The organism is Mesorhizobium sp. WSM4813 (assembly GCF_055811555.1).
In genome coordinates this window covers 48275-70854 of sequence record NZ_JBVVQU010000027.1, presented here as the reverse complement: position 1 = coordinate 70854, position 22580 = coordinate 48275, and the positions used below count along the sequence as shown (strand labels likewise).

Below are 22580 nucleotides of genomic sequence, written 5' to 3'. Positions count from 1 at the left end.
AAAAAAAAAAAACCACCCCCCCCCCCCCCCCCCCCCTGCCCCGCCCCCCCCCCCCCCCCGCCCCCCCCCCCACCCCCCCCCCCCGCCGTAATTTTCCAACCCAAAAAAAACCACCGCCGGGCCCCCGCCCCCCCCCTTTCTTGATTCAGCCCTTCGACTTTCAGTCCTTCTCGAAGATGCGGGTCTTGGCGACCACGCCGGCAATGGCGGCACCGATCAGCGGTGCGACGATGAACAGCCAGAGCTGGCCGATTGCGGCATTGCCCGAAAACAGCGCCGGGCCTATCGAGCGGGCCGGGTTGAGCGACGTGCCGGTGACCGGGATGATGGCGAAGTGCAGCCCCGCCAGCGTCAGGCCGATGACGAGGCCGGCAAAGGCCGTCGTGTGGCTGCCGCTGGTGACGCCGAGGATCACCGTGACAAAGGTGAAGGTTCCGATCAGCTCCCACAGGAACGCCGAGCTGGCGCCCCATTTCGTCGCATCCCAGCCATTGGCGCCGAAACCGCCGGTGTGGCCGCCGACTTGTCCGGAGACGATGATCCACAGCGCCAGCGACGCAATGATGGCGCCGATGACCTGTGCGATCCAGTACGGGATGACGTCCTTGGCCTGCATTCGGCCGGCGAGGAACAGGCCGAGCGTGACCGCCGGGTTGAGATGCGCGCCCGAGATCGGGCCGATCGCATAGGCCGCCGCAATCAGGCCAATGCCGAATGCAAGACCGATGCCTTCCTGGCCGAGCGGCAGCGTGCCGCCGAAGCCGCCCGTCACCACCGAGGCCGTGCCGATGAACACTAGTAGAAATGTGCCTAGAACTTCCGCCAGATAAGTCTTCATTGCCCTCTCCTCGTAATTTTCTGCCGATCCGCTTGCTGTTTTTGGCGAATCATGCAGCGGAATACTACCGCAACTTCAAAAGTTTGAAAGCAGAAGCAATGCGCGATTGAAGTCTCGGATGCCGACAAGGCGTTCGATCTGATATCCAAGACTCTCCCGCTTGTGCGCGCCAGTCGAGCGCTTTAGAGCAGGGCCGGAAATAATTTGCTGAGTAACGGAATAACACGATGCGACTGGGAGGACGGCTGGCAGCGGCCATCGAAGTGCTGGAGGACATCCGCCGGCGTCACCGGCCGGTGGCCGATGCGCTGAAGGATTGGGGCCTGTCGCACCGCTTCGCCGGCGGCGGCGATCGCGCCGCGATCGGCAACATCGTCTACGACGCGCTGCGCCGGAAGCGCTCGGCCGGCTTTTTGCTGGGCGAAGATACGCCGCGCGCCGTCGCTTTCGGCGCGCTGCTGCTCGAATGGAACCAGACGGCGCAGTCGCTGAACGAAGTGCTCGACGGCGACAAGTTTGCGCCGCCGCTGCTGAATGACAGTGAATTGAAGGCGATCGCCGATCGCCAGCTCCACGCTGCGCGGCCGGCGGTACGGGCCGATATTCCGGATTGGTGCGAACCGCTTTTCGAGCAGGCCTTTGGCGCCAGCTGGGTCGACGAAGGTGCGGCGCTGGCGACGCGCCCACCGCTCGACCTCAGGGTCAACACGCTGCAGGCCGATCGCGGCAAGGTGCTCGCCGAGCTGGCCGAGACCGGCGCCAGGGCTGCACGGATCGCACCGCACGGCATCCGCATCCCGCCGATCGCTGGCGACGGCAGGCACCCGAACGTGCAGGCGGAACCGGCCTTCCAGAAAGGCTGGTTCGAGGTTCAGGACGAAGGTTCGCAGATCGCCGCCATGCTGGCTGGCGCGGAGGCCGGGATGCAGGTTCTCGACTTTTGCGCCGGAGCCGGCGGCAAGACGCTGGCACTGTCGGCGGCGATGGACAATCGCGGCCAGGTGTTTGCCCATGATGCCGAAAAGGCGCGGTTGGCGCCGATCTTCGACCGCATCCGCCGCTCGGAAAACCGCAACGTGCAAATCGTCACCAAGCCGGCCGAGCTCGGCCCCCTTTCGGGCCACATGGATATCGTCCTGGTCGACGCGCCCTGCACCGGCAGCGGCACATGGCGGCGCCGGCCCGATGCCAAATGGCGGCTGACGCAGAAGCAGCTCGATGCACGCAAAAGCGAGCAATCGGCGATCCTCGACGCGGCCCAAGCCTTCGTCAAACCGAGCGGGTTGCTGGTCTACATCACCTGCTCGGTGTTCGACGAGGAGAATGGCGAGCAGGTCGCTGCCTTCCTGGATCGTAGCAGCGGCTTTGCCCCGGTCGATCATCGCCAGCTCTGGGACAGCCGCTTTCCGGGCCACGAGACGGCCGCGCGTATCGGCGCAGCAGGCGGCATTTCGCTGTCGCCGGCGCTGAGCGGTACCGATGGGTTTTATGTCTGCGCACTGCGCAAGGGCGGCTGAACCTTGCCGGCGGGCCTGATTGCTGCAGTGCAGCAATAGCGATTGCCTGCGGCTCATGCCTCTGCAATAAGCTTTTCTGACAGGAGCGTGACAAGCCATGGCAGCAGAGATCGTACCCGCCCCCAACTATGAGGATCGCGTCAGGACGTCCTTCGCGCGCCAGGCCGCCATGACCACCATCGGCGCCGAGCTGACGCTGGTGACGCCCGGCATCATCGAGATCGAGATGCCCTATTCGGCGGCGCTGACCCAGCAGCATGGCTTTCTTCATGCCGGCGTCATTTCGACGGCGCTGGACTCAGCCTGCGGATATGCGGCGTTCTCGCTGATGCCGGAAAGCTCCAGTGTGCTAACCATCGAGTTCAAGGTCAATCTTCTGGCCCCGGGCCGGGGCGAGCGCTTCCTGTTCCGCGGCTCGGTGACGAAGCCCGGCCGCACCATCATCGTCGCCGACGGCCAGGCCTATGCCTTCGCCGTCGACGGCGAGGCCAAGCTGATCGCCACCATGACCGGAACGATGATGACGGTGGTCGGTCGCGATGGCATTGAAGGCTGATCCGATGCGCAAGGCCGTCAGAATTGCGGGCAGGGACGTCCTCTTCGTGATGGCGGCGCAGGCCGAATACGGCCCGCATCTGCAGCGGCTGTTCACCCCTGTCATGACAGGGGTGGGGCCGGTCGAGGCGGGTGTCAGATTGGGCGCGGAACTGTCATGGCTGAAGTCTGAAAAGGCGCTGCCGGACCTCGTCGTGTCGCTCGGCTCGGCCGGCAGCCGGACGCTGGAACAGACGGAAATCTACCAGGCGGTTTCGGTCGCCTACCGCGACATCGACGCCTCGCCATTGGGCTTCGAGAAGGGCGCGACGCCGTTTCTCGACCTGCCGGTGACCGTGCCGCTGCCGTTCAGGATTCCCGACATAAGAGGGGCGACGCTGTCGACCGGCGCGGCGATCATTTCCGGCAGTGCCTATGATGCGATTGTCGAGGACATGGTCGACATGGAGACCTTCGCCTGCCTGCGTGCGTGCCAATTGTTCGGGGTGCCGCTCGTCGGCCTGCGCGGCATTTCCGACGGGGCTGCCGATCTCAGGCATATCGGCGACTGGAAGGAGTATCTCCATGTCATCGACGAGAAGCTGGCGGATGCCGTCATGCGGCTGGAACATGCGATCGGGTCCGGCGCCCTGCAGTTTGGACCGTCGCATCAAGACGCGGAATCGGATTGAGGGAGACACCTCGCAACCCATTGCGCCGACTCGTTTCTTTCTCTAAACGCTCGCCATGAAGATAGCCAATCATCCCGACACCGTCCTGATTGTCGATTTCGGCAGCCAGTTCACGCAGCTCATCGCCAGGCGCATCCGCGAGGCCGGCGTGTTTTCCGAGATCGTGCCGTTCCAGTCGGCCGAAGCGGCGTTCAAGCGCATCAATCCAAAGGCGGTGATCCTCTCCGGAGGCCCGGCCTCGACCGGCGACGTCGGCAGCCCGCGCGCGCCGCAGATCGTCTTTGATGCCGGTGTGCCGGTGCTCGGCATCTGCTATGGCCAGATGGCCATGTGCGTGCAGATGGGCGGCGTCGCCGAAAGCTCGGACCATCGCGAATTCGGCCGTGCCTTCGTCGAGATCCAGAAGGACAGCCCGCTGTTCGAGGGCCTGTGGGCGCCCGGCCAGCGCCATCAGGTGTGGATGAGCCATGGCGACCGCGTCATCTCCTTGCCCACGGGGTTCGAGGTGTTCGGAAAATCGGAAGGCTCGCCCTTCGCCATCTTCGGCAATGTCGAGCGCAAGATGTACGGCATCATGTTTCACCCCGAAGTGGTGCACACGCCGGACGGCGCCCGGCTGCTCCAGAACTTCGTCCACAAGATCGCCGGCATCGAGGGCGACTGGACGATGCGCGCCTACCGCGAGCACGCGGTCGAGACGATCCGCAAGCAGGTCGGCAAGGGCAAGGTCATCTGTGCGCTTTCGGGCGGCGTCGATTCCTCGGTCGCCGCGCTGCTGATCCACGAGGCGGTCGGCGACCAGCTCACCTGCATCCTTGTCGACCACGGGCTGATGCGCAAGGACGAGGCATCAGGCGTGGTGGAGATGTTTCGCCAGCACTACAATCTGCCGCTCATCCTGGTCGACGCCTCGGACCGTTTTATCGGCGCGCTCGAGGGCGAGTCGGATCCGGAAAAGAAGCGCAAGACCATCGGCCGGCTGTTCATCGAGGTGTTCGAGGAAGAGGCCGAGAAGCTCGGCGGCGCCGATTTCCTGGCGCAGGGCACGCTCTATCCCGACGTCATTGAAAGCGTCTCCTTCACCGGCGGCCCGTCGGTGACGATCAAGTCGCACCACAATGTCGGCGGCCTACCCGAGCGCATGAACATGCAACTGGTCGAGCCGCTGCGCGAACTGTTCAAGGACGAGGTGAGGGCGCTCGGCAAGGAGCTCGGCCTGCCCGACAGCTTCATCGGCCGGCATCCGTTTCCCGGCCCCGGTCTTGCCATCCGCTGCCCGGGCGGCATCAGCCGCGAAAAGCTGGAGATCCTGCGCGAGGCCGATGCCATCTATCTCGACGAGATCCGCAAAGCGGGCCTCTACGACGCCATCTGGCAGGCCTTCGCCGTGCTGCTGCCGGTGCAGACCGTCGGCGTGATGGGCGATGGCCGCACCTATGAATTTGTCTGCGCGCTGCGCGCCGTCACCTCGGTCGACGGCATGACGGCGGATTTCTACCACTACGACATGGCGTTCCTCGGCGCCGCCGCCACCCGCATCATCAATGAGGTGCGCGGCATCAACCGCGTCGTCTACGACGTGACGAGCAAACCGCCAGGCACAATCGAGTGGGAATAAAGGTGCACCATTAGCGAGCTTTCGGTAACTATCGATCAGAGTTGTATAGCCCTCTGAAATAACTTTGTTTTCCTTACTCCGTTTATCGCGATCTATCGCCTCAAAGCGGAATCATTTGGCGGTAAATTTGACGGCATGCGTTCGTGCGTTCTCTTTCACGCCATGCGATACCGTCCTCCCGCCGATTGCAAGCGCACTCACTTCTTGCCCATCAAAGCGTTGAGGTACAAGGATTGTTGCTACCGGTTGACGGTAAAATCCATGACGGTAGAATTGGCGTCCGAGAAACCCAGATTGTGATCCGATCCTCTGTCATTATGTTAACAGATATTGCCCTTAAGCGGATGAAACCCAAAGACAAAATGTACAAAGTTGCCGACCGTGACGGTATGTACGCGGCGGTGTCTCCGACTGGGCAGATTGCGTTTCGGTACGACTACCGGACGAATGGTCGGAGAGAGACTGTGACGCTGGGCCGATATGGGGAGGGAGGCCTCACGCTGGCAGAGGCGCGCGACCGCTGCCTTGCCGCGCGAAAAATGGTGGCAGCCGGAAAGTCGCCGGCGCATGAAAAGCAGCGCGAAAAGCGTCGCCTGTCAGCCACGGCGAGTTTCGGGGATGAAGGCAAGCGCTGGTTCAAGGAAGCGAAGATGGCGGATAGCACCCGCTCGATGCGCGAGGCCATTTTCGATCGCGACATTTTGCCGATTTGGGAGAAAAGACAACTAACCGAGATAACACCTGACGACTTGCGGGCGCTCTGCGCAAAGGTGAAGGACCGTGGTGCGCCGGCAACCGCTGTTCATATCCGCGATATCGTGAAGCAGATATATAGCTTTGCCATTCTGCACGGGGAGAAGATCGCCAACCCCGCGGACGAGGTGGGACCGGCCTCAATTGCCACGTTCGAGGCGAAAGACCGTGCTCTGTCGCCTGCAGAAATCCGGATAATGCTGAAAGAGTTGGAAAGCGTGCCGACGCTGCCGACCATTCGGCTCGGCCTAAAGTTCATCCTGCTCACGATGGTCCGGAAGAGTGAACTACTCGAGGCGACTTGGGACGAGATCGATTTCCAGAACGCCGTCTGGAGCATCCCAAAAGAGCGAATGAAACGGAAGAAGCCGCATAACGTCTACCTGTCACGCCAGTCCCTCGACATCATGATCGCGCTCAAGACTTGCGCGGCGAACTCCCGATATGTGCTGCCGTCCCGCTACGATGCCGACGAGCCCATGTCGCGCGCGACCTTCAATCGGGTAACCACCGCGATTGTCGAGCGGGCAAAGAAGCAAGACTTTCCGCTCGCGCATTTCACGGTGCACGACCTTCGGCGCACCGGTTCAACACTCCTGAACGAGATCGGATTTAATCGCGACTGGATTGAGAAATGCCTTGCCCACGACGACAGCCGGTCCTCTCGAGGTGTCTACAACAGAGCTGAATATGAGCTGCAGCGTCGTCATATGCTGCAGGAATGGGCGGACATGATCGATGCGTGGGCGGCAGGCAAAAAGCACACCCCCACACTTCAGCCGCCTGCGGAGGCAGCGATTATCCTTGATCCGACTTGACGGGTCGCGTCTTTCGGAGTCTTACGTCAGGAGCAGGGCTGGTCTCGATTTTTCCGGCAGATGACGCATTCCGCCGCTCCTCGATCCAAGCTTCGACTTCTGCCAAGTCCCAGACAACGCAGCGGGGAGTGAGATTGAAGCGTCGTGGGAACTCGCCACGTTGTTCCATCTCATAAACAGTCGTATCCGACAGCGGAACGATTTCTCGCAGCTGCGACCGGCGAACAGTTCGCACTACTCGACACGACCCGATGTATGGCAGAACCGGAAGTGGGTCCGGCTGCCCAAGTTCGATGCCCTTGAATTTATCGACCTCGGAAGACTGCTGCCGTTTGACCATTTGCGTGACCGGGATGGGTTGCCTTGCTGGCGAACAATCGCGCAACTTTTCGAGGTTTCGTACAGCCCTCAATTGCGACCACGTATCCTCGCATACCACGTGAAGACTCAAGGACATTCAACTGCGGATTATGTCAGGACCGCACCACCAATGGGATCCATCGAGCAGGCGCTGAATAAGATCCGACAGGCGGTCCTCGCTGCCGGCTTGTCGAGGCCCGAATATCTCAAGCTGCGCGCTTACAATGACCTTGTGGCCAATTGACGCGTTAATCGGCCCGGCGCGGATAGATCGCAGCGGAGGGGAAGCGCCGCGAGCTCACGCTCGCAGCGGCGAGAACGCGAAGCGCCGCCGGCTTCGCAGTTATGCCGTCGCCGATCTCACCAATAATGAGAGATGCCGACATGGATAGCGAGACTTGGTCTTTGGTTCAACGGCAGCAGGCTCGGCGGTCGCAACGGCTACCTTGTCAAATGCTGGGATGAGAAACGTTGCATCGCCAACATCTTCATCAAAGATGTGCGCGCATATTTCGAATTCCTGCGTGCCAGGCGTGGCTGATCGCGGAGAACGACAGAACAGCCGATGCCGACCGACAAAAGGTGAAAGACAATGAAGGCGAGCATAGTTCCTGCTCCGCTTGGTTGTTTGCGGAACCGGACCGAGTGTTGGAAAATGAATGTTGGGGACAGTGCTCTCCGGCAGTTGATTGCAGAGGCATCACAATGCGTATTATGCCAACTCAATCGCGCGGGAAAACCAATGGCAAAGAAAACTAATGAGACTACGAGCAAGAAAATTGCTTCTACGGCATCCAAGCTGCTTCGTTCTAAGAGCTCCTCAAAGGCAGTCAAATCGGTCGCAGGATCCGCTCTTACGCAAAGGGTGAAAAAGAAGAAATAGCGTCGGTTTGACAGACATGAAGCGGTTCTTTGGCCTCATTCAGAAGCGCGCCAACTGTCCGACGCCCGTCGCCTGAAGGCGCTGAAGGACGAGAACGCGCGGCTCAAGAAGCTGCTGGCGGAGCAGATGCTCGACAATGCGATCCTGAAGGATGCCGCCGCAAAACTGTATGGGCCGCCCCGTCCGGGCAAGGTGTCGCGAGATCGCGAATGACCTATGAAATGGCCGATACGTTGGCCAGCGTATTGCGCCGATCGTCATCTTCGCCGCCAGCATCGAACATCACCTGGGGAGCGGGCATTGTGGAAGCTAAAAGGCGTCAATCCAAAGCGCATTCGACCCGAGACCGACGCGAAGATCTCATTTGATCGGGATGCTAGAAACATTCGCGGGGTCGATATATGGAAAGCCACAACTACGAGCGCCTCAAGGCGCATATTCTACCGCTGTCCGTCTCGCAGGTATTTGACGTCGCCAGGACGGAGTGGTTCCTAGAAGCAATCGAAATCAGTGATGAATTTGACAACTGTCCCTGCGGGCAGGAGATCAAGGAGCACTGCTACATCCGCAACCGGCTGAACGGGAATGCAACCTACGTCGGCAACGTCTGTATTAACCGTTTCATCCAGATCGATACCGGCAATCTGTTCGAAGGTCTAAAACGCATCGCTACCGACATCAGCGCTAACGCCAACCACGATCTGATCGAACACGCATGGCGCAATGGTTACCTGTTCGGAGAGAAGGAATACACTTTCCTCAAGCAGACGGTCCTGAAGCGGAAGCTCTCCCAGCCGCAGAAGGCGTGGAAAGAAAAGATCAATCAACGAATCCTGGCCAAAACCAAGGTGCGGCAGAGAACGCAACGTTGAGCCAGTGGCGATCGCCGCATCCGTTGCCGATCACGGCTGGACTTGCAGGCCGACCTCGATCGCCAACAGGTGGCTCTTCGTCTTTTTCTACGGTCTCCTCCGTGCAGGCGATGCAGAAGATCGGGCGACCCAATGAACAGTTTCTCCGGTGATGCTGCTTACTAGCTGGATGGCATCTGCTAAATTCCAGCGTAACCTGCAGACGCGCATGTGCATAGGGTGGCGCCTGGTGCTTCGATTAGCCACCATTACGAACCAGCGTCGGCATGGCGGCCGAAAATGCTGAGGTAAGAGACCGCCATTCCAAAAGGAAAACTCGTCATGGAATCCCATGCCGTTATTGCGTCCCTGCCAGTCGCCGGGACCGACCGTTCTGTGCTTATTGATGCAGCCAACGCTGCTTTCGGAGGCCCTCATTGAGCGGATTGAACCCAAAAACCAGGCGCTAACCAGAAGCCTTTGAGATGCTGGGGAATACGTCGACAATCAACTTTTCACGGATCTAATCACCCCTGATAAGTTGCCGATGCCACGCGACGAGTTGCATATTACATCGACGTGTTCCTGGTGCATCATGTTTTATAGGGATTGGCAACCGAAGCGGACAGAGAGGCCGCTGAATCCCGGTCTTGAACATCACCGCCTGCAGCTAAGTCTCGACGTGCTTATGGCCGCCGGGATATGGCCGGCGAGTGTGAAGGTAGAATAACGAGCTTGTGAGTGACGCGGCGTGATCCACACCATTGAACTCGAAGGCAGCAAGTCGGGCGCGTGATCGTCGTGCGCTACGGCGAGCGCGAGAACAAGCCCCCGGCATGAGTCAATCAGATGCGGCGAATGAGTTTGTTGCGCGAAATATCGTGCAAGGCTGGATCGCAGCCGACATGCGGGAAGACAAGTAGCCGTGCCGGCCGGACAACAGATGCGAAGGGCGCGGATCATACCGCGCCCCCTTCTTCCGCTACTCGCCTAGCTCAAAAGAAAAGACCGGCGTTTGGTCGGGGTGAATTCTATCCGACTCACTCGCCCATATCCGCCAGCTATTTACAGCTATGCCCCGCCTCGCATCGCGTTGAATGAGCGTATTTGACCGTAGATCAAACATGCCGATTCTCGCCCTAGACTTGCCGTCGTCACTGAAAAGCACTGCGTCGGCATCGTGCAAAAGACAGATCAACCCTGGTTGATGGGACGATTCTCGATTTCCCCAAGGGTCATCGCCAATGTCTGGTTCAAGAACCCATTCGCTACCATACGAAAGGCAAAATACGTTATTGTCGACACGATGCAGGTGGGGCATCAACCCTTCTATGCCTCGCATTGCCAATAGAACAACTTCGTCATCATGGTGACGAGCCAAAAATCCTACGATAGTATTTCCGTCTTCTCTCATTTTTAAGAAGTCACCGACTTGGCAATCTGAGATTCGCCTCACCGATCCTTTATTACGAATTGGCATTTTCATTCCTCTGTTTGCTTGCGAATGAGGCTTCCTGTCGGCTCGAGCCTGACTATGTGATGGATCTCAGGCACTTCCCAAAGCCTATCATGCCGGAGTGAACAAAAACAGAACATCAGAGTCAAGTCGAATTAACTCGGCGGGTTCCTATTTTGAATCATACCTGAACCCGGCAGCCGCCCGCGCCGAAATGTGCAAACCTTGTCTCAGGTGGATATCCTCATTGAGTCGCTAAAAGGAAGGGCAGGGACGACATGGCTGACGAACTCGATTTGGAACTCGTTAGAAGCGGAGCTAAAGACCTAAGCAGAACGGATCTTAGAAACGCCGACCTTACCGGGAGGGACATTTCAGGGGCTGATTTCTCTGGTGCCAAACTCGATAGGATAAGGGCGAAAGATGGCAATCTATCCGGGGCTAATCTCAGCACCGCCAGCATCGTTGGCGCCGATTTTTCTAACGCTGACCTTTCCGGTGTCGTCTTTCCTGCGGTGATGGTTTCAGTAAAACTTAATAACTCCAATTTGAGAAACGCAAAAATAGGTTTTAGAGGATCACGCGTTGACTTAGTTCAGCAAACATTAGCGGAGCTGATTTTACAGGAGGAGTATTTGGAGAGGATATAAAATTTGACAATGTGACGTACGATGAGCAAACGCGATTGATAATGTAGAAATGCTCAGGAGCACATCTAGATATCCCGTTTTTGGCAGATATACTATTCTGCCGGTAAGCTTGTTCGGAAGGCCGGAGCGGCTGCGGCTCCCAGCGAAAAAGAGAGCAGTGAAGATAAGGAGGACGACTTAAGGTCGGACAGTCCTGCGGATGCCAACACCTCCAACCGTGAGGGCAATTCTGGCGACCTTGCAAGAACGATCGAGAGTCGGCTAGCCGAATCTCCGAAAAGTTTCGTTCTTATGGCAGCCATGCTGTCTGCTGCGGTGCGAGAAGAGTTAGAGGAAATGCAGTCTTCACTATTTGCGCTGCTTTCCGGAAGCTCGCTGCTCATGACGGCACACAGCTACGATCTCCTTCGACGTTGAAGGTTCTCCATACCATAGGTCGGCCTCCAAGTCTCCAGAGTCGACACGCGACCCAAGGGTTTGAGCGCGTCATGGCACAGAACGCTCCGGGTGCAGAAATCTGCTACTGTCTACCCCACAAAACTTGTCGGACGACGATTGGGGCTCCTGGGATTTTCGCGCCAACTACTACTTCGAAAGAAACAGCAGCCCAGGATGCGGGAACGCCCCCGGATTGACATGACGGTATGCCCTCGCGCGCGAGGGCAGCATCTCATTTTGTCTTTGCCCCCGGCTGGACACTCGCCGCAGAGTTACGCTGTCTGCTCGCTTTCGCCCGATGGAGCGCCGCAATAGTCCCCGTTTACATGTTCGTGGAGCTAACCGATTAATATAGCATCCATTGCTACTAGTTGCGTACAATGAGCGGTCTTCCTGTCGTAGAGCTGTTTGCTACCTTCTAACCCGTAATGTGACTTCGTTGTCGCGTTTCAAGCGCCACTAGCTCGCAAGGAATCCGATCCAGGAGGTCGCTCAAAAATGTTCATGAATATTTTCGAAAAATACTCGTTGAGATCATTTACATCGAGCCGGTTTTTGGGGTGTGATGCTGTTACTTTGATTGGTGGAGCGTATCCAATGGTTGACGTGAATTTCGACCGGTTCATCGGCGCGAACTCTACGCCGCTGTATGTTGAGTCGTCAGGTGAGAAGACCAAGGGCTTCTTGCTTTGGGGCGATGGCGTGCATCTTCTTGGTCAGCAGGAAGGTGGGCGGCTACCTGTTCGGGCGAGAGGCCGCGAGCGAAACGGTTGGATCGATGCTGAAGCCCTTGAGGGTGGAAAATCTCTGCTCGAGGTCTATTTTATCGATGTTGGACAAGGGGATGGAATGCTGATTAAGACTCCCGACTTTCGACATATCATGATCGACGGCGGCCACCCAAGAGGTTCCCAGAACACTGGAAAGAGCGCCGCCGATTTCGTCGATTGGAAGTTCTTCGAGGATTATGGCCTCGACCATGTCCGACTCGACGCTATGATATCCTCTCACAATGACTTCGATCACTACGGAGGCCTGGCTGACCTTCTGGACGCAGAGCAAGAGGACGAGCTTGATGTAGCGGGAACGACCGTAGAGGCGTTCTATCATGCCGGCATCTCGTGGTGGACGAAACCAGATGGTTCCGATCGTACCCTTGGCGAGACCGAACGAGAGAATGGCCGGACTTTCCATGTCGACCTTCTCGACGACCGCGGGTCCGCCGAACACGGGATTGACCCGGCCAGCCGCCCGAAACTTCAGGGCGCCTGGGGGAACTTCATTGCAAAGGTAGTTTCGACCAGAAGGGCTGACGGAGAACCGACACCGGTCACTCGCCTGAGCGATCGTTCTGAGTATTTGCCAACCTTTGGGCCGGGTTCCGATGTGAGAATTCACATTCTGGGTCCCGTTGAATTTTCGGTTGGTGAAAGGCCCGGCCTGCTAAAGCTAGGCGCAGATTCTAAGACAACCAACGGAAACAGTGTGCTCGCCCGTCTGGATTATGGGCGAGCCCGCATCCTTCTCACCGGTGACCTCAACAAAGCGAGCCAGCAGTCTTTGCTAGATGCCTACGAGGGGCAGCGACTGGAGTTTCAGTGCGATGTTGCCAAGGCCTGCCACCACGGCAGCGAAGACGTATCGTACACATTCCTGCAGGCGATGAAGCCAGCTGTGACGGTCATCAGTTCCGGGGACGCGGAAGGCCATGATCATCCAAAACCCCGTATCGTTGCCGCCAGCGGCGCGACCGGGTATCTGACGATCGAAGAGGATGAGATTGTTACACCACTCGTCTATTCGACCGAACTCGCGCGGTCGATATCTCTCGGGCATCCGCGGACATTAGAGATTGACCGCCAGATAACCGGCACTCCCGACAACCTGCAAGTCGACCCTGAACAGCTGCAGAACGTCACTATCACATATCATGAAACTAAACCCGGAGGTCTTAGACCCGCCGAGAAAAGCAAGCGCCTCTCGCAGATACGGCTTGTCGGCGGGCTGATCTATGGCCTCGTCAATGTTCGAACGGACGGCGACAAGATCTTAACTGCGACGATGAACGAGGGGGATGGGTCCTGGACTGTCAAGACATTCCGATCTCGCTTTTGACCCGACGCCTTCCCGGTGTTCCTGCTTTCTTTAGCTGGCTGGTTCATTACCGTCTCACCTGGGTCACCTGGGGGGCAATGGCTCGCGATCTCAGCTGATTTATAGCGGCGGTAGTGTTCGGCTGAGGCGGGGGACTACGTTTAGCTTTTTACATCAGATTTCTGGGTGGCTTGCGGCCGCGGTCTTGGAGCCGTTGGTCTCAGCTTCAGTTTTGTTTACATGCAAACGCGACGGGAAAGCGGGCGTTTCGTTGCAAGTGTGAACAATGCAGTCTTCGCGAAGAGGAGCGACAGGGTGGGTGTAGAATTATTGGCATCGCTACCGATGATTTAATTTTGGGATAGTGGCGGGTCCCATATTGATCCGACAAAGAAGTGCTGGTGAAATCGAAAGCGGTCGATGTGCCAACGAAAAGACATCTGTCGTACGCCAAGATTTTGTTATTACTTACGCAAGATCCCCCAGAGGTAAGTGCGATATCGATGTCATTCGTGCGACTGAGAAGAGTTCCGGGTATGTTCGTTTCGGTAAAAATTTAGGTTACGTCGAGCATTTCAGATTTTCAATAAAGATTTTGTTGTTGGATACTATCTTGATTCAATGATAAGTGAAGTATTAATGAAAATTATCTACGCCAGGATGAAGAAGACGGAGGAGGACTACCAGTGACTGGGGCACCCCTGGAGTCATTGACCATATCCTTCAGGCAGGCCTGCCAATGGACAACGATAGTAGGCCGGCCGCCGCATCTTGGTCGGCGCCACCGAGTTCGAGGCGGCATGGAACAAGAGCGATTCGCCAAGGGCAACGACTATTTCTCTGTGAAGCTAAATAACCCCTCGTCCCGGCCCCCGATCTACGCGAGTCTGATCGAGAGCTACGGCGAGGATCTGAAGCAGATCTTGTAGCGCGGCAGCATCCCCGAGTTAGTCCAGCCGGCGGGGCCCCGCGAATGTGGAGCTTGGCATGGTCATGTGCGCCTTTGTTGCCTCGACGTCTTTGATCGGCGACGATGGGATTCTTATCGCACCTCGCGGGGTGCCCCTTACGCAAGGCAATATTCATGGAAATGAAGTCGATATTCGCTACTGCCCGTTGTTGCAAGACGCGGAATGCGACGCATCTAAGGCCATAAGTCGGCAGCGGAGTACTACTCGATGAGCCATCAGATTATCTGGCTATCCTTTGATCTCGGCATTCGGGGTGACTACGAAGGTCTATACGCTTGGCTTGACGATCACAATGCCAAGGAATGTGGCGACGCATTGGCGGCTATTAGCTACGAACACGATGGGGATACCCTGCCGAACAAGCTAAAGGCCGACCTCAAGAAAAGGGTCAAGTTCGACAAGCGCTCTCGGATATACGTGATTTACCGTCATCCAAATACGGGGCTGAACAAAGGTCGATTTGTGGTTGGCACACGCAAGGCAGCACCGTGGACGGGCTACTCACCCGACGGCGATGTAACCGACGAAGAAGAGTAATGCCGAACACCATTGTTGATACGTGCATCTGGCTTGCGTTCGCGGACGATCGAGAGGCACACGATCGTCGTGGTGACGTGGACGCGATCTATGACCTCATCCAAGACCATTCTATAGTCATGCCTTGGCCGGTCGCATACGAGACAATCCGAACGAGACTAGCGAGACGTCACATTGCTCTATCGCGAGTTGAGATGGAACTTAAATCTCCGCGCATTGGCTGGATCGATGACGCACCCTATCGGCAGCGGGCGCTAGAATTGGCCTTTCAGGCGGGGGTTCGAGAACATCGGCCCCTAAGCATGGTCGATTGCCTCATACGGCTACTGTTGGACGACCGCAATCTCAAGATCAACTATCTCGCGACATGGAACGAAGGCGACTTCGATGACGTCTGCCGAAAAAGGCGCATCGAGATTATCGGGTAGCGCCAAATCAACGCTCAGACGAATCCTATGGACCGTACGCGTTGCTCAGGCTGCTGCGTATTTCAGGCGATCGTGAGCACGGATTTCACCGCATCGTGAGCACGGATTTCACGGGATCATGAGCAACGATTTCAGACGATCGTGAGCAGCGATTTCAGAGGATCGTGAGCACCTTTTTCGGAGGTGCTGGACGCTTCGGCCGACAACTCAACCGGTCTACAGGATGCCTCGTTCAAAACGAGGAAGCCTGATGCCAACCCAGAGATTGTCGATGCGCCGGATCAGAGAAGTTTTACGTCTAAGGCATGTCCAGGGCCTGACCGAACGCGTCATCGCGCGCACGCTCGGGGTGAGCAATGGCGTCGTGCATGGTTATCTGCGGCGCGCCCGTCTTGCCGGGCTGAGCTGGCCGCTGCCTGAAGGAATCGATGACGAAGGCCTTGAGCTGCTGCTCTTCCCAGCGCCGAAGGCGGCGTCGCAAAGCCCCCGGCGGCCGGTGCCCGATTGGAGCTATGTGGAGAGGGAGTTGCGCCGGCGCAGCGTAACGCGGGTGCTCCTGTGGGAAGAGTATCGCGCCGCCAATCCCGACGGCTTTGGCTATACCTGGTTTTGCACGACCTTCGAGGCTTGGAAAGGGCGCGCGCGCCCGACGATGCGCCAGACGCACCTGGGCGGCGAGAAGGTGTTTGTCGATTTCGCCGGCGACACCATCGACATATTCGACCCCATCACCGGCGAAGCGCGTCCCATGAAGCTGTTCGTCGCAGCGATGGGCGCGTCGAACTATACCTACGCCGAGGCGTGCCCGAGCGAGAGCCTGCCCGACTGGATCGGCGTGCATACAAACCTTTTCGCCTTTCTGGGCGGCGTGCCGAAGTTCGTGATCTGCGACAATCTCAAGGCCGCCGTCACCAACCCCGATCGCTACGACCCCGGTCTCAACCGGACCTACGCCGAGATGGCGAGCCATTACGGCACCGCCGTGCTCGCGGCGAGGCCGAGACGCCCGAAGGATAAGGCAAAAGTTGAAGTTGCGGTGCAAATTGCCCAGCGCTGGGTGCTGGCGCGTCTATCCTCAAGAACGGCCTTGATAGCGCTTTCCTCGACGAGGCGCCCGATCACCAACCCCTGCGCCACGGCAACATCCGCGGTCAGGGCTATTTCCACTGAACCATGGAGATTTGAATGCTCACCCACCCCACTCATGAACGGCTGATCGCACTCGGCCTGACCGGAATGGCCAAGGCCTTCGAGGAGCAGCGACGATCACCGGATCTCGATGCCCTGTCGTTCGAGGAGCGCATCGGGCTCCTTGTCGATCGCGAAGCCGCCGAGCGCGACACCAAACGGCTTACGACGCGCCTCAAATTCGCCGCGCTGCGCCAGAGCGCATGCGTGGAAGATGTCGATTTGCGCACGCCACGCGGCATCGACCGCGCCGTCTTCGCCAGGCTCGTCGCCGGCGAATGGATCGACCGCCACGAGAATCTCCTGGTCACAGGCGCAACCGGCCTGGGCAAAAGTTGGCTTGCCTGCGCGCTCGGCCACAAAGCCTGCCGCGACAATCGATCGGTGCTTTATCATCGCGTCCCGCGCCTCTTCGAGGCGCTCGCGCTGGCGCGCGGCGACGGGCGCTATGGCCGCCTGCTTAAGACACTCGGGCGCGTTCAGCTCCTCATCCTCGACGACTGGGGCCTGTCGGTCCTCACCGCGGCCGAGCGCCGCGACCTGCTGGAGATCCTCGACGATCGCCATCGCCGTGCTTCCACAATCGTCACCAGCCAAATCCCCGTGCAGCACTGGCACGACGTCATCGGCGATCCCACCCTCGGTGATGCGATTCTCGATCGCCTCGTTCACAATGCTCACCGGCTTCAACTCACCGGAGAAAGCATGCGAAAACAGAACGCTCAACGCTCAGCCCTTGACGCAGACTCAAACACCTGAATCAATGAACAGGTCGGTCGAAGCGGCCGCTCATGATCGCGTGAAATACCTGCTCACGATCAAATGAAATGAGCGCTCACCATCGCGTGAAATGGCTGCTCACAATCAGCGAAATGCGCAGGCTGCACCGTTTTGTTCTAAATTGACCGGTTAATCCTGGGGACCAAGGGAGCTTGCGGCGTCACATGCTTAACGACGGCCAGGATCACGATACCGATCATCGGCAGTGTGGGATCTCGTCGACGATCCGCCTGTAACTCGCGGGCTCTTCATTGCGGTTCTCAGCAAATTTGCACACCGCGCGGGCCAGCTAGCCCTGGACCGCAGACAGCAAAAACACCGCGGCTATCTTGGCGCGCAGCCAGCGCCCTCCAATGCAAATCGTGGGGCTAGCCGGCGCAACACAGATCTGGCTCGAAGCGCAGCTTCGCCGCTGTCGGGCACGCAGTACGCTTGTCGATAGTTGGTTTCGAACGGCTACACCAGGGTGCAGGCCGGTGCGCGGGCAATTGACCGCCAACGTCCCACTTCGACTGCGTGGAGTTCGCCGATCTGGCAAGTCTTCCATCGCGATTGGCACGTTGATGGCCCGCGCCACTTCATAGAACTTGCGGCGGGTGTGCGCGCAACAGGCAGCGAGAGCGATGTTCCCCTCGCCGTGAGATGCTCGAAGCCGGCATAGCCAGCGACAGGCAGGACGCCTTTGAAGTGGTCGACATGCGAGGCCGGGCGTTCCGCTCTGCGGTCCGGCGCGAACAGATAGATCGACGCCGGCGACTCCGCCCAGCCGAGCGCGTTGTTGGCGCGGTTAGATCACAACCGCCCCGTTTTGGTGCGCCCACGGCCCCCGATTGAGCACCGGGCCTGCATGTCCCACGGCGAACAGAGATCTGTGGCGAACATCTTCGTCAGCCGCTCATGCAAGACTTCGGGCCACCTGCAGGGCGCCAGCGACCCAGCCGGCGAGCGTCGAGCGTGCATGGTCGACGACATCCCCGGCCACGATCTGCGAAGCGTCAAGTGCGGCGTGTGATCGCAATATTTGCCAACCGGCACCTGTGCCAGCAGCCCCGGGGCCAACGTCGCCCAGCGCCGATCTCAAGGACCGCAAGCTCCCGCGAGCACATCGTACGACGGCAGATGAACGCATGGCGTTGGTACGCTGACGGGCGCCATTTGAGATAAGGAATATCAGCTCCTGCGGATGAGGACCGATGCAGACCAGGAACCACGGAACGCACGTTATCCTGCCTGCGGCCGTGCCGACGATGAGACGGCCGGACCGCGCTCGAGTGCTTGTGACCATGCACCGCCAGTCCGATGGAAGAGTGCGCCACGACGGTTCGAGCGCTGCGTTCATGCGGCCGAACCACACGTCGTAGAGCGCGGAAGACTGCACGGCGCATCGGAACTCGACGCCTTTGCGCTCCAACGCACCAACGCACGCGCTGCTCGCATCTGCGCGCCAGTGATATCTTTCATATCATATGATTACAAAGTGATCTCTGATCTGCTAGATGATAAAAGACAACTCACGCGAGCCGTCTGCAGTGTCCAAGTCCCTGCAGTACTGGGTGCGCGTAAGTACGGCAGGGCGACGTGCGACTACACAAAGCCCAGCCTAACCACGCCAAGCCTGTTGGGAGCTCGGATCATGGGCGATTCCGACAATAGCACGCGTTTGTCTTTCGTCACGAGCGGGAAGGAACTTGCGCGAACGGCAAATGCAAAGCTGCGACTGCGGACAACCGAGTTTGCGCGGGACGACTTGGAAAAGGACCAAACTTCCGATCGTGCGGTAACGGTGTGGCGCCATTGGCAGGATGCCCACAACTTGACCGAGCGGCTGTGCCGTGAGCAACAACGAGTTTCCCTGGCCCCAAATCCGCTCGGCCATCGAGGATGTTGTCCGGATTGGCCGGCAGAGAGCCGGGTTGAAGCCGTCGATGCCGTTTCGCGCAGGTCTTTAACTCCCCAAGCATTCGGAAATCTGCTGAGTTCCTAGCGCGCACCGTGACAGGCTCACATTCCGGGGGTGACAGCTGCAACAGCGAGAGGCCTTGTCGGAGTCGAAACGGCTTCCTGCCTAGGCAAGGCCCAAACCTCAAACGAACCGTCATGCCGCGGATCAGCATGTCGGCAGGCAGATTGCGATCGTTCGTGTTCAGTCGGACGTATCGCAAGCCCAACTTGCCCGATCCATAGGCATCAGCTTCCAGCAGCTCCAGAAATATGAGAATGCGAGGAACCGCGTCAGCGCCTCCACGCTATACGAGATCGCCACATCGCTTGGCGTTCCCGTCAGCCGCTTCTTTCCAAGGCTTGCCGGGAGACAACGAGGCCATCAGTGAAACTCCACCCTTGCCGGTCGACGAGCGAATAGCGCTCATCGCCAGTGCGGAAGGCCGGCGCTTGATCGAAGGGTTGATGCAGCTTCATCCTCGGTTGCGAAGACGCGTGTCCGCCCTGATCGCTGCATTGGGCGAGGAGCTGACAGCCCTCGCCGAGGGCACGCACAGCGCAGTGGGCGGCGAGGCAGCGCCGGCTCGACGCAAGACGGCTTGATGAGAGGACATTGCCTACGCAAAAGGCCCATACTATAGAGTTCACCCAACATCATTTACGCCAAGCAAGCACACCCGCAACTGCATTTGTCTCCGAAGGAAGGGGTCATGCGTTCGAATCGCGTCGGGTGCGACAAGATTTTCAAGCAGTTACACAACATCCAGGCTTGTCGATTATTTCGATGTAACTTTCATGTAACGGATATCCGACCACTGGAATCACTGGGTATCGGACCGGGGTGCCTCGTATGATGAACGGCGAGGCAATACTCATGGCCGGATGGTCGCTGCAGTATATATTTCTGATTTGGGGGAGGCATCATGGCACGTATACGGTTGATAGAGATTGCAAATTTCCGGGGGATCAAGGAGCTTACATGGGCTCCATCCGCTGGAATCAATTGCCTGATCGGCCCCGGGGATAGCTGCAAAAGCGCAATTCTCGACGCCATTGACCTTTGCCTCGGTGCGCGCCGCAATCTCCAGATAACCGACGCCGACTTCTTCAACCTGGACGTAACGCAGCCGATTTCGATCTCGTGCACCATCGGATCGCTGGCCGACCGATTGAAGAACATTGAGACGTACGGTCTCCATGTGCGCAATTTCATCGCGGAAACGGCGCAGTTGGAGGATGAGCCGGAGGCTGCGGGCGAAACTGTGCTTACCGTCAATCTCAGTGTCGGTAGTGATCTCGAGCCGGTCTGGACGCTCATCTCGAAGCGCGCGGCCGATGCAGGCCTGGTCCGGAACCTCGTATGGGCAGACAGGCAGGCGATCGGGCCCACACGCATCGGCGCGTTTGCGGACGGCAATCTCATGTGGCGGCGAGGGTCCGTGCTTGAATAAGCTCTCGGAAGAGAAAGCCGACATCTCGGCAGAATTGGTGAAAGCTGCGCGCGAGGCACGTGCCGGCTTCGGCGACCGTGCCGGTGCCCAACTGGGCGCGACACTGGCAGTCGTGAAAGACACGGCCAATGAACTCGGTATCCAGGTGGGCGACGATGTAAAAGCCATGCTTGACGCCCACTCGGTGTCCTTCAGCGGCGGCAGCATTTCTCTGCACAGCGACACTGGGATTCCCCTTCGTGCTCTCGGCGTGGGCTCGACGCGCCTTCTGACAGCAGGCCTGCAACGCAAGGCCGCTGCAGAGGCGACTATGGTGCTTGTCGATGAACTCGAACATGGCCTAGAGCCGCATCGCATCCATCGGCTGCTGGGATCTCTCGGAAGCAAGGACACCAATCTGCCTTTGCAGGTATTCGCGACGACGCATTCACCGGTGGCTTTGCAGGAGCTTAGCGGCACACAATTGATGATCGTCAGGCGCAATGCCGGTCAGGTGTCGGTACAAACCGTCGGCGCCGAAGATGACGTCCAGAGCACCATCCGTCGTGATCCGGAAGCATTCCTTGCTCCATCAGTCATCATCTGTGAAGGAGCGAGCGAGGTGGGCCTGCTGCGAGGGCTCGATCAGTTTCGCGTCGCGCAGGGCGAGCAGTCACTGACAGCGCTTGGCGTCGCGTTGCTCGATGCCGGCGGGGTTGGCAATATCTACAAACGGGCCAATGCGTTGCTTAAGCTCGGCTACCGTTGTCACGTGCTTCGCGACGATGACGTCGAGCCGGACGCTGCCGACGAGGCTGCGTTCCTCGCAGGGGGCGGTGCTGTTACAAAATGGCCCGCCAAGCGCAAACTCGAACAGGAGCTATTCTTCAGCCTCGGAGAGAATGCCGCAGGTAATCTCGTCGGTTATGCCGTCGAGTTGCACGGCGAAGACCTCATTGATGAGCATATCAAGTCGAAGTCCGGCGGCTTGACAACCTACAACGACGTGGACACCGCGCTCCTACTGGGCGATTTCGACCAAGCCACCCGTGAATTGCTCGGCGTCGCTTCCAGCACACGCAGCAATGGCTGGTTCAAGCAGGTCACATTGATGGAAAACGCCGCGCGTCTCGTTATCGCGCCAGGGCTTGAACACGCTGAGGCGTCTTTTGTCGCGATCATTGATGCGCTTTTCGCATGGATGCGCAATGGCCGCTGAAATTGATCTCTTTGCGGTCAGGCGAGGGTCGGTTACCGCACCAGCCGGCTGTGGCAAGACCCATCTCATCGCGGTCAACTTGCTGGAACACGATTATGCAAAGCCGACACTCATACTCACGCACACTGTTGCCGGTGTGGTTGCCTTAAGGGGCCGGCTCCAGCAACTCGGCGTGCCCGCGGCGGCTTACCGGCTTATGACGCTGGATGGCTGGGCCATTAGGCTGGCAACCATGTTCCCGGCTCGCTGTGGTGTTCCGCCCGAGGTGTTGCGCATTACGAATGCCCGCACCGATTACAAGACGATCCAGAAGGCCGCCGCCGAACTCGCGAAAGCCGGTCACGTCGATGATATCCTCGCCGCCAGCTTTTCGCGCCAGATTGTTGATGAGTATCAGGATTGTTCCCAGTCACAGCACGTCTTGGTCTATTATTCATCCCGCCGCTTGCCGACATGCGTCCTCGGTGACCCCATGCAGGCCGTATTCGGCTTCAGCGGGCCGCTGCCCATGGCGCTGGATAAACGCAGGCACGGAGCCGTTCGGCCGGTGGCTACTTGACGTCCGGAAAGCCCTGAAAGACGGG

General features: G+C 58.6%; 19 protein-coding genes and 2 pseudogenes. 18 read left to right on the top strand and 3 right to left on the bottom strand.

The window, feature by feature from the left end; translation table 11 throughout:
• Positions 1–160: 160 nt before the first annotated feature.
• Positions 161–838, bottom strand: a complete 678-nt coding sequence (locus AC0L25_RS17455) for an MIP family channel protein (protein WP_473596645.1) — start codon at positions 836–838, stop codon at positions 161–163.
• A gap of 227 nt (positions 839–1065) precedes the next feature.
• On the opposite strand from AC0L25_RS17455, the gene AC0L25_RS17450 reads away from it, so the two are divergent.
• The 5 genes from AC0L25_RS17450 (at position 1066) to AC0L25_RS17430 (ending at position 6770) form a co-directional block, all read left to right on the top strand.
• Positions 1066–2355, top strand: a complete 1290-nt coding sequence (locus AC0L25_RS17450; RefSeq protein WP_473596644.1) for an RsmB/NOP family class I SAM-dependent RNA methyltransferase — start codon at positions 1066–1068, stop codon at positions 2353–2355.
• 97 nt (positions 2356–2452) lie between these two features.
• Positions 2453–2911, top strand: a complete 459-nt coding sequence (locus tag AC0L25_RS17445; protein WP_473596643.1) for a PaaI family thioesterase — start codon at positions 2453–2455, stop codon at positions 2909–2911.
• Between the two features lie 4 nt (positions 2912–2915).
• A complete protein-coding gene (locus AC0L25_RS17440) occupies positions 2916–3581 on the top strand; it encodes a 5'-methylthioadenosine/S-adenosylhomocysteine nucleosidase (protein WP_473596642.1) in 666 nt (221 codons plus the stop codon).
• Positions 3582–3636: 55 nt separating this feature from the next.
• A complete protein-coding gene (gene guaA / locus AC0L25_RS17435) occupies positions 3637–5199 on the top strand; it encodes a glutamine-hydrolyzing GMP synthase (RefSeq protein ID WP_473596641.1) in 1563 nt (520 codons plus the stop codon).
• 317 nt (positions 5200–5516) lie between these two features.
• Positions 5517–6770, top strand: a complete 1254-nt coding sequence (locus AC0L25_RS17430; RefSeq protein WP_473596664.1) for a tyrosine-type recombinase/integrase — start codon at positions 5517–5519, stop codon at positions 6768–6770.
• Here the strand turns inward: AC0L25_RS17430 and AC0L25_RS17425 are convergent.
• Positions 6751–7110, bottom strand: a complete 360-nt coding sequence (locus tag AC0L25_RS17425) for a helix-turn-helix transcriptional regulator (protein ID WP_473596640.1) — start codon at positions 7108–7110, stop codon at positions 6751–6753. The genes AC0L25_RS17430 and AC0L25_RS17425 overlap by 20 nt on opposite strands.
• 954 nt (positions 7111–8064) lie before the next feature.
• Here AC0L25_RS17425 and AC0L25_RS17420 point away from each other — a divergent pair.
• Together AC0L25_RS17420 and AC0L25_RS17415 are read left to right on the top strand one after the other, a co-directional pair.
• Positions 8065–8178 (top strand): annotated as a pseudogene (locus AC0L25_RS17420) (IS3 family transposase); the annotation flags it as partial.
• Between the two features lie 236 nt (positions 8179–8414).
• On the top strand, positions 8415–8885 hold the full coding sequence (locus tag AC0L25_RS17415) for a hypothetical protein (RefSeq protein WP_473596639.1): 471 nt from the start codon (positions 8415–8417) through the stop codon (positions 8883–8885).
• A 961-nt stretch (positions 8886–9846) separates the two neighbouring features.
• On the opposite strand, the gene AC0L25_RS17410 is transcribed toward AC0L25_RS17415, so the two are convergent.
• Positions 9847–10344, bottom strand: a complete 498-nt coding sequence (locus tag AC0L25_RS17410) for a hypothetical protein (protein WP_473596638.1) — start codon at positions 10342–10344, stop codon at positions 9847–9849.
• Positions 10345–10598: 254 nt separating this feature from the next.
• Between AC0L25_RS17410 and AC0L25_RS17405 the strand changes: the two genes are divergently transcribed.
• From AC0L25_RS17405 to AC0L25_RS17355, 11 genes and pseudogenes are all read left to right on the top strand, one after another.
• Positions 10599–10970 (top strand): pentapeptide repeat-containing protein, encoded by a 372-nt coding sequence (locus AC0L25_RS17405; protein ID WP_473596637.1) that lies wholly within the window; start codon positions 10599–10601, stop codon positions 10968–10970.
• Positions 10971–11906: 936 nt separating this feature from the next.
• Positions 11907–13523, top strand: coding sequence for a ComEC/Rec2 family competence protein (locus AC0L25_RS17400; RefSeq protein WP_473596636.1), 1617 nt, complete (start codon positions 11907–11909; stop codon positions 13521–13523).
• 1157 nt (positions 13524–14680) lie between these two features.
• Entirely contained in the window at positions 14681–15010 is a 330-nt protein-coding gene (locus AC0L25_RS17395; protein WP_473532879.1) for a hypothetical protein, read from the top strand.
• A 678-nt stretch (positions 15011–15688) separates the two neighbouring features.
• Positions 15689–16519 (top strand): annotated as a pseudogene (istA, locus tag AC0L25_RS17390) (IS21 family transposase); the annotation flags it as partial.
• 104 nt (positions 16520–16623) lie between these two features.
• The gene (istB, locus tag AC0L25_RS17385) at positions 16624–17385 is read left to right on the top strand and encodes an IS21-like element helper ATPase IstB (protein ID WP_473596635.1); all 762 of its coding nucleotides are present in this window, start codon (positions 16624–16626) and stop codon (positions 17383–17385) included.
• Positions 17386–19039: 1654 nt separating this feature from the next.
• Positions 19040–19390, top strand: coding sequence for a hypothetical protein (locus tag AC0L25_RS17380; protein WP_473596634.1), 351 nt, complete (start codon positions 19040–19042; stop codon positions 19388–19390).
• Between the two features lie 142 nt (positions 19391–19532).
• Positions 19533–19736: a helix-turn-helix domain-containing protein gene (locus tag AC0L25_RS17375; protein ID WP_473596663.1), complete on the top strand. Its 204-nt coding sequence runs from the start codon at positions 19533–19535 to the stop codon at positions 19734–19736.
• Positions 19737–19746: 10 nt separating this feature from the next.
• Positions 19747–19950 (top strand): hypothetical protein, encoded by a 204-nt coding sequence (locus AC0L25_RS17370; protein ID WP_473596633.1) that lies wholly within the window; start codon positions 19747–19749, stop codon positions 19948–19950.
• Positions 19951–20270: 320 nt separating this feature from the next.
• Entirely contained in the window at positions 20271–20798 is a 528-nt protein-coding gene (locus AC0L25_RS17365) for an ATP-dependent nuclease (RefSeq protein ID WP_473596632.1), read from the top strand.
• A complete protein-coding gene (locus AC0L25_RS17360) occupies positions 20791–21996 on the top strand; it encodes an ATP-dependent nuclease (RefSeq protein ID WP_473596631.1) in 1206 nt (401 codons plus the stop codon). The genes AC0L25_RS17365 and AC0L25_RS17360 overlap by 8 nt, the downstream gene beginning before the upstream one ends.
• On the top strand, positions 21986–22555 hold the full coding sequence (locus tag AC0L25_RS17355; protein WP_473596630.1) for a UvrD-helicase domain-containing protein: 570 nt from the start codon (positions 21986–21988) through the stop codon (positions 22553–22555). Before AC0L25_RS17360 ends, AC0L25_RS17355 begins: the two co-directional genes overlap by 11 nt.
• Positions 22556–22580 lie beyond the last annotated feature (25 nt).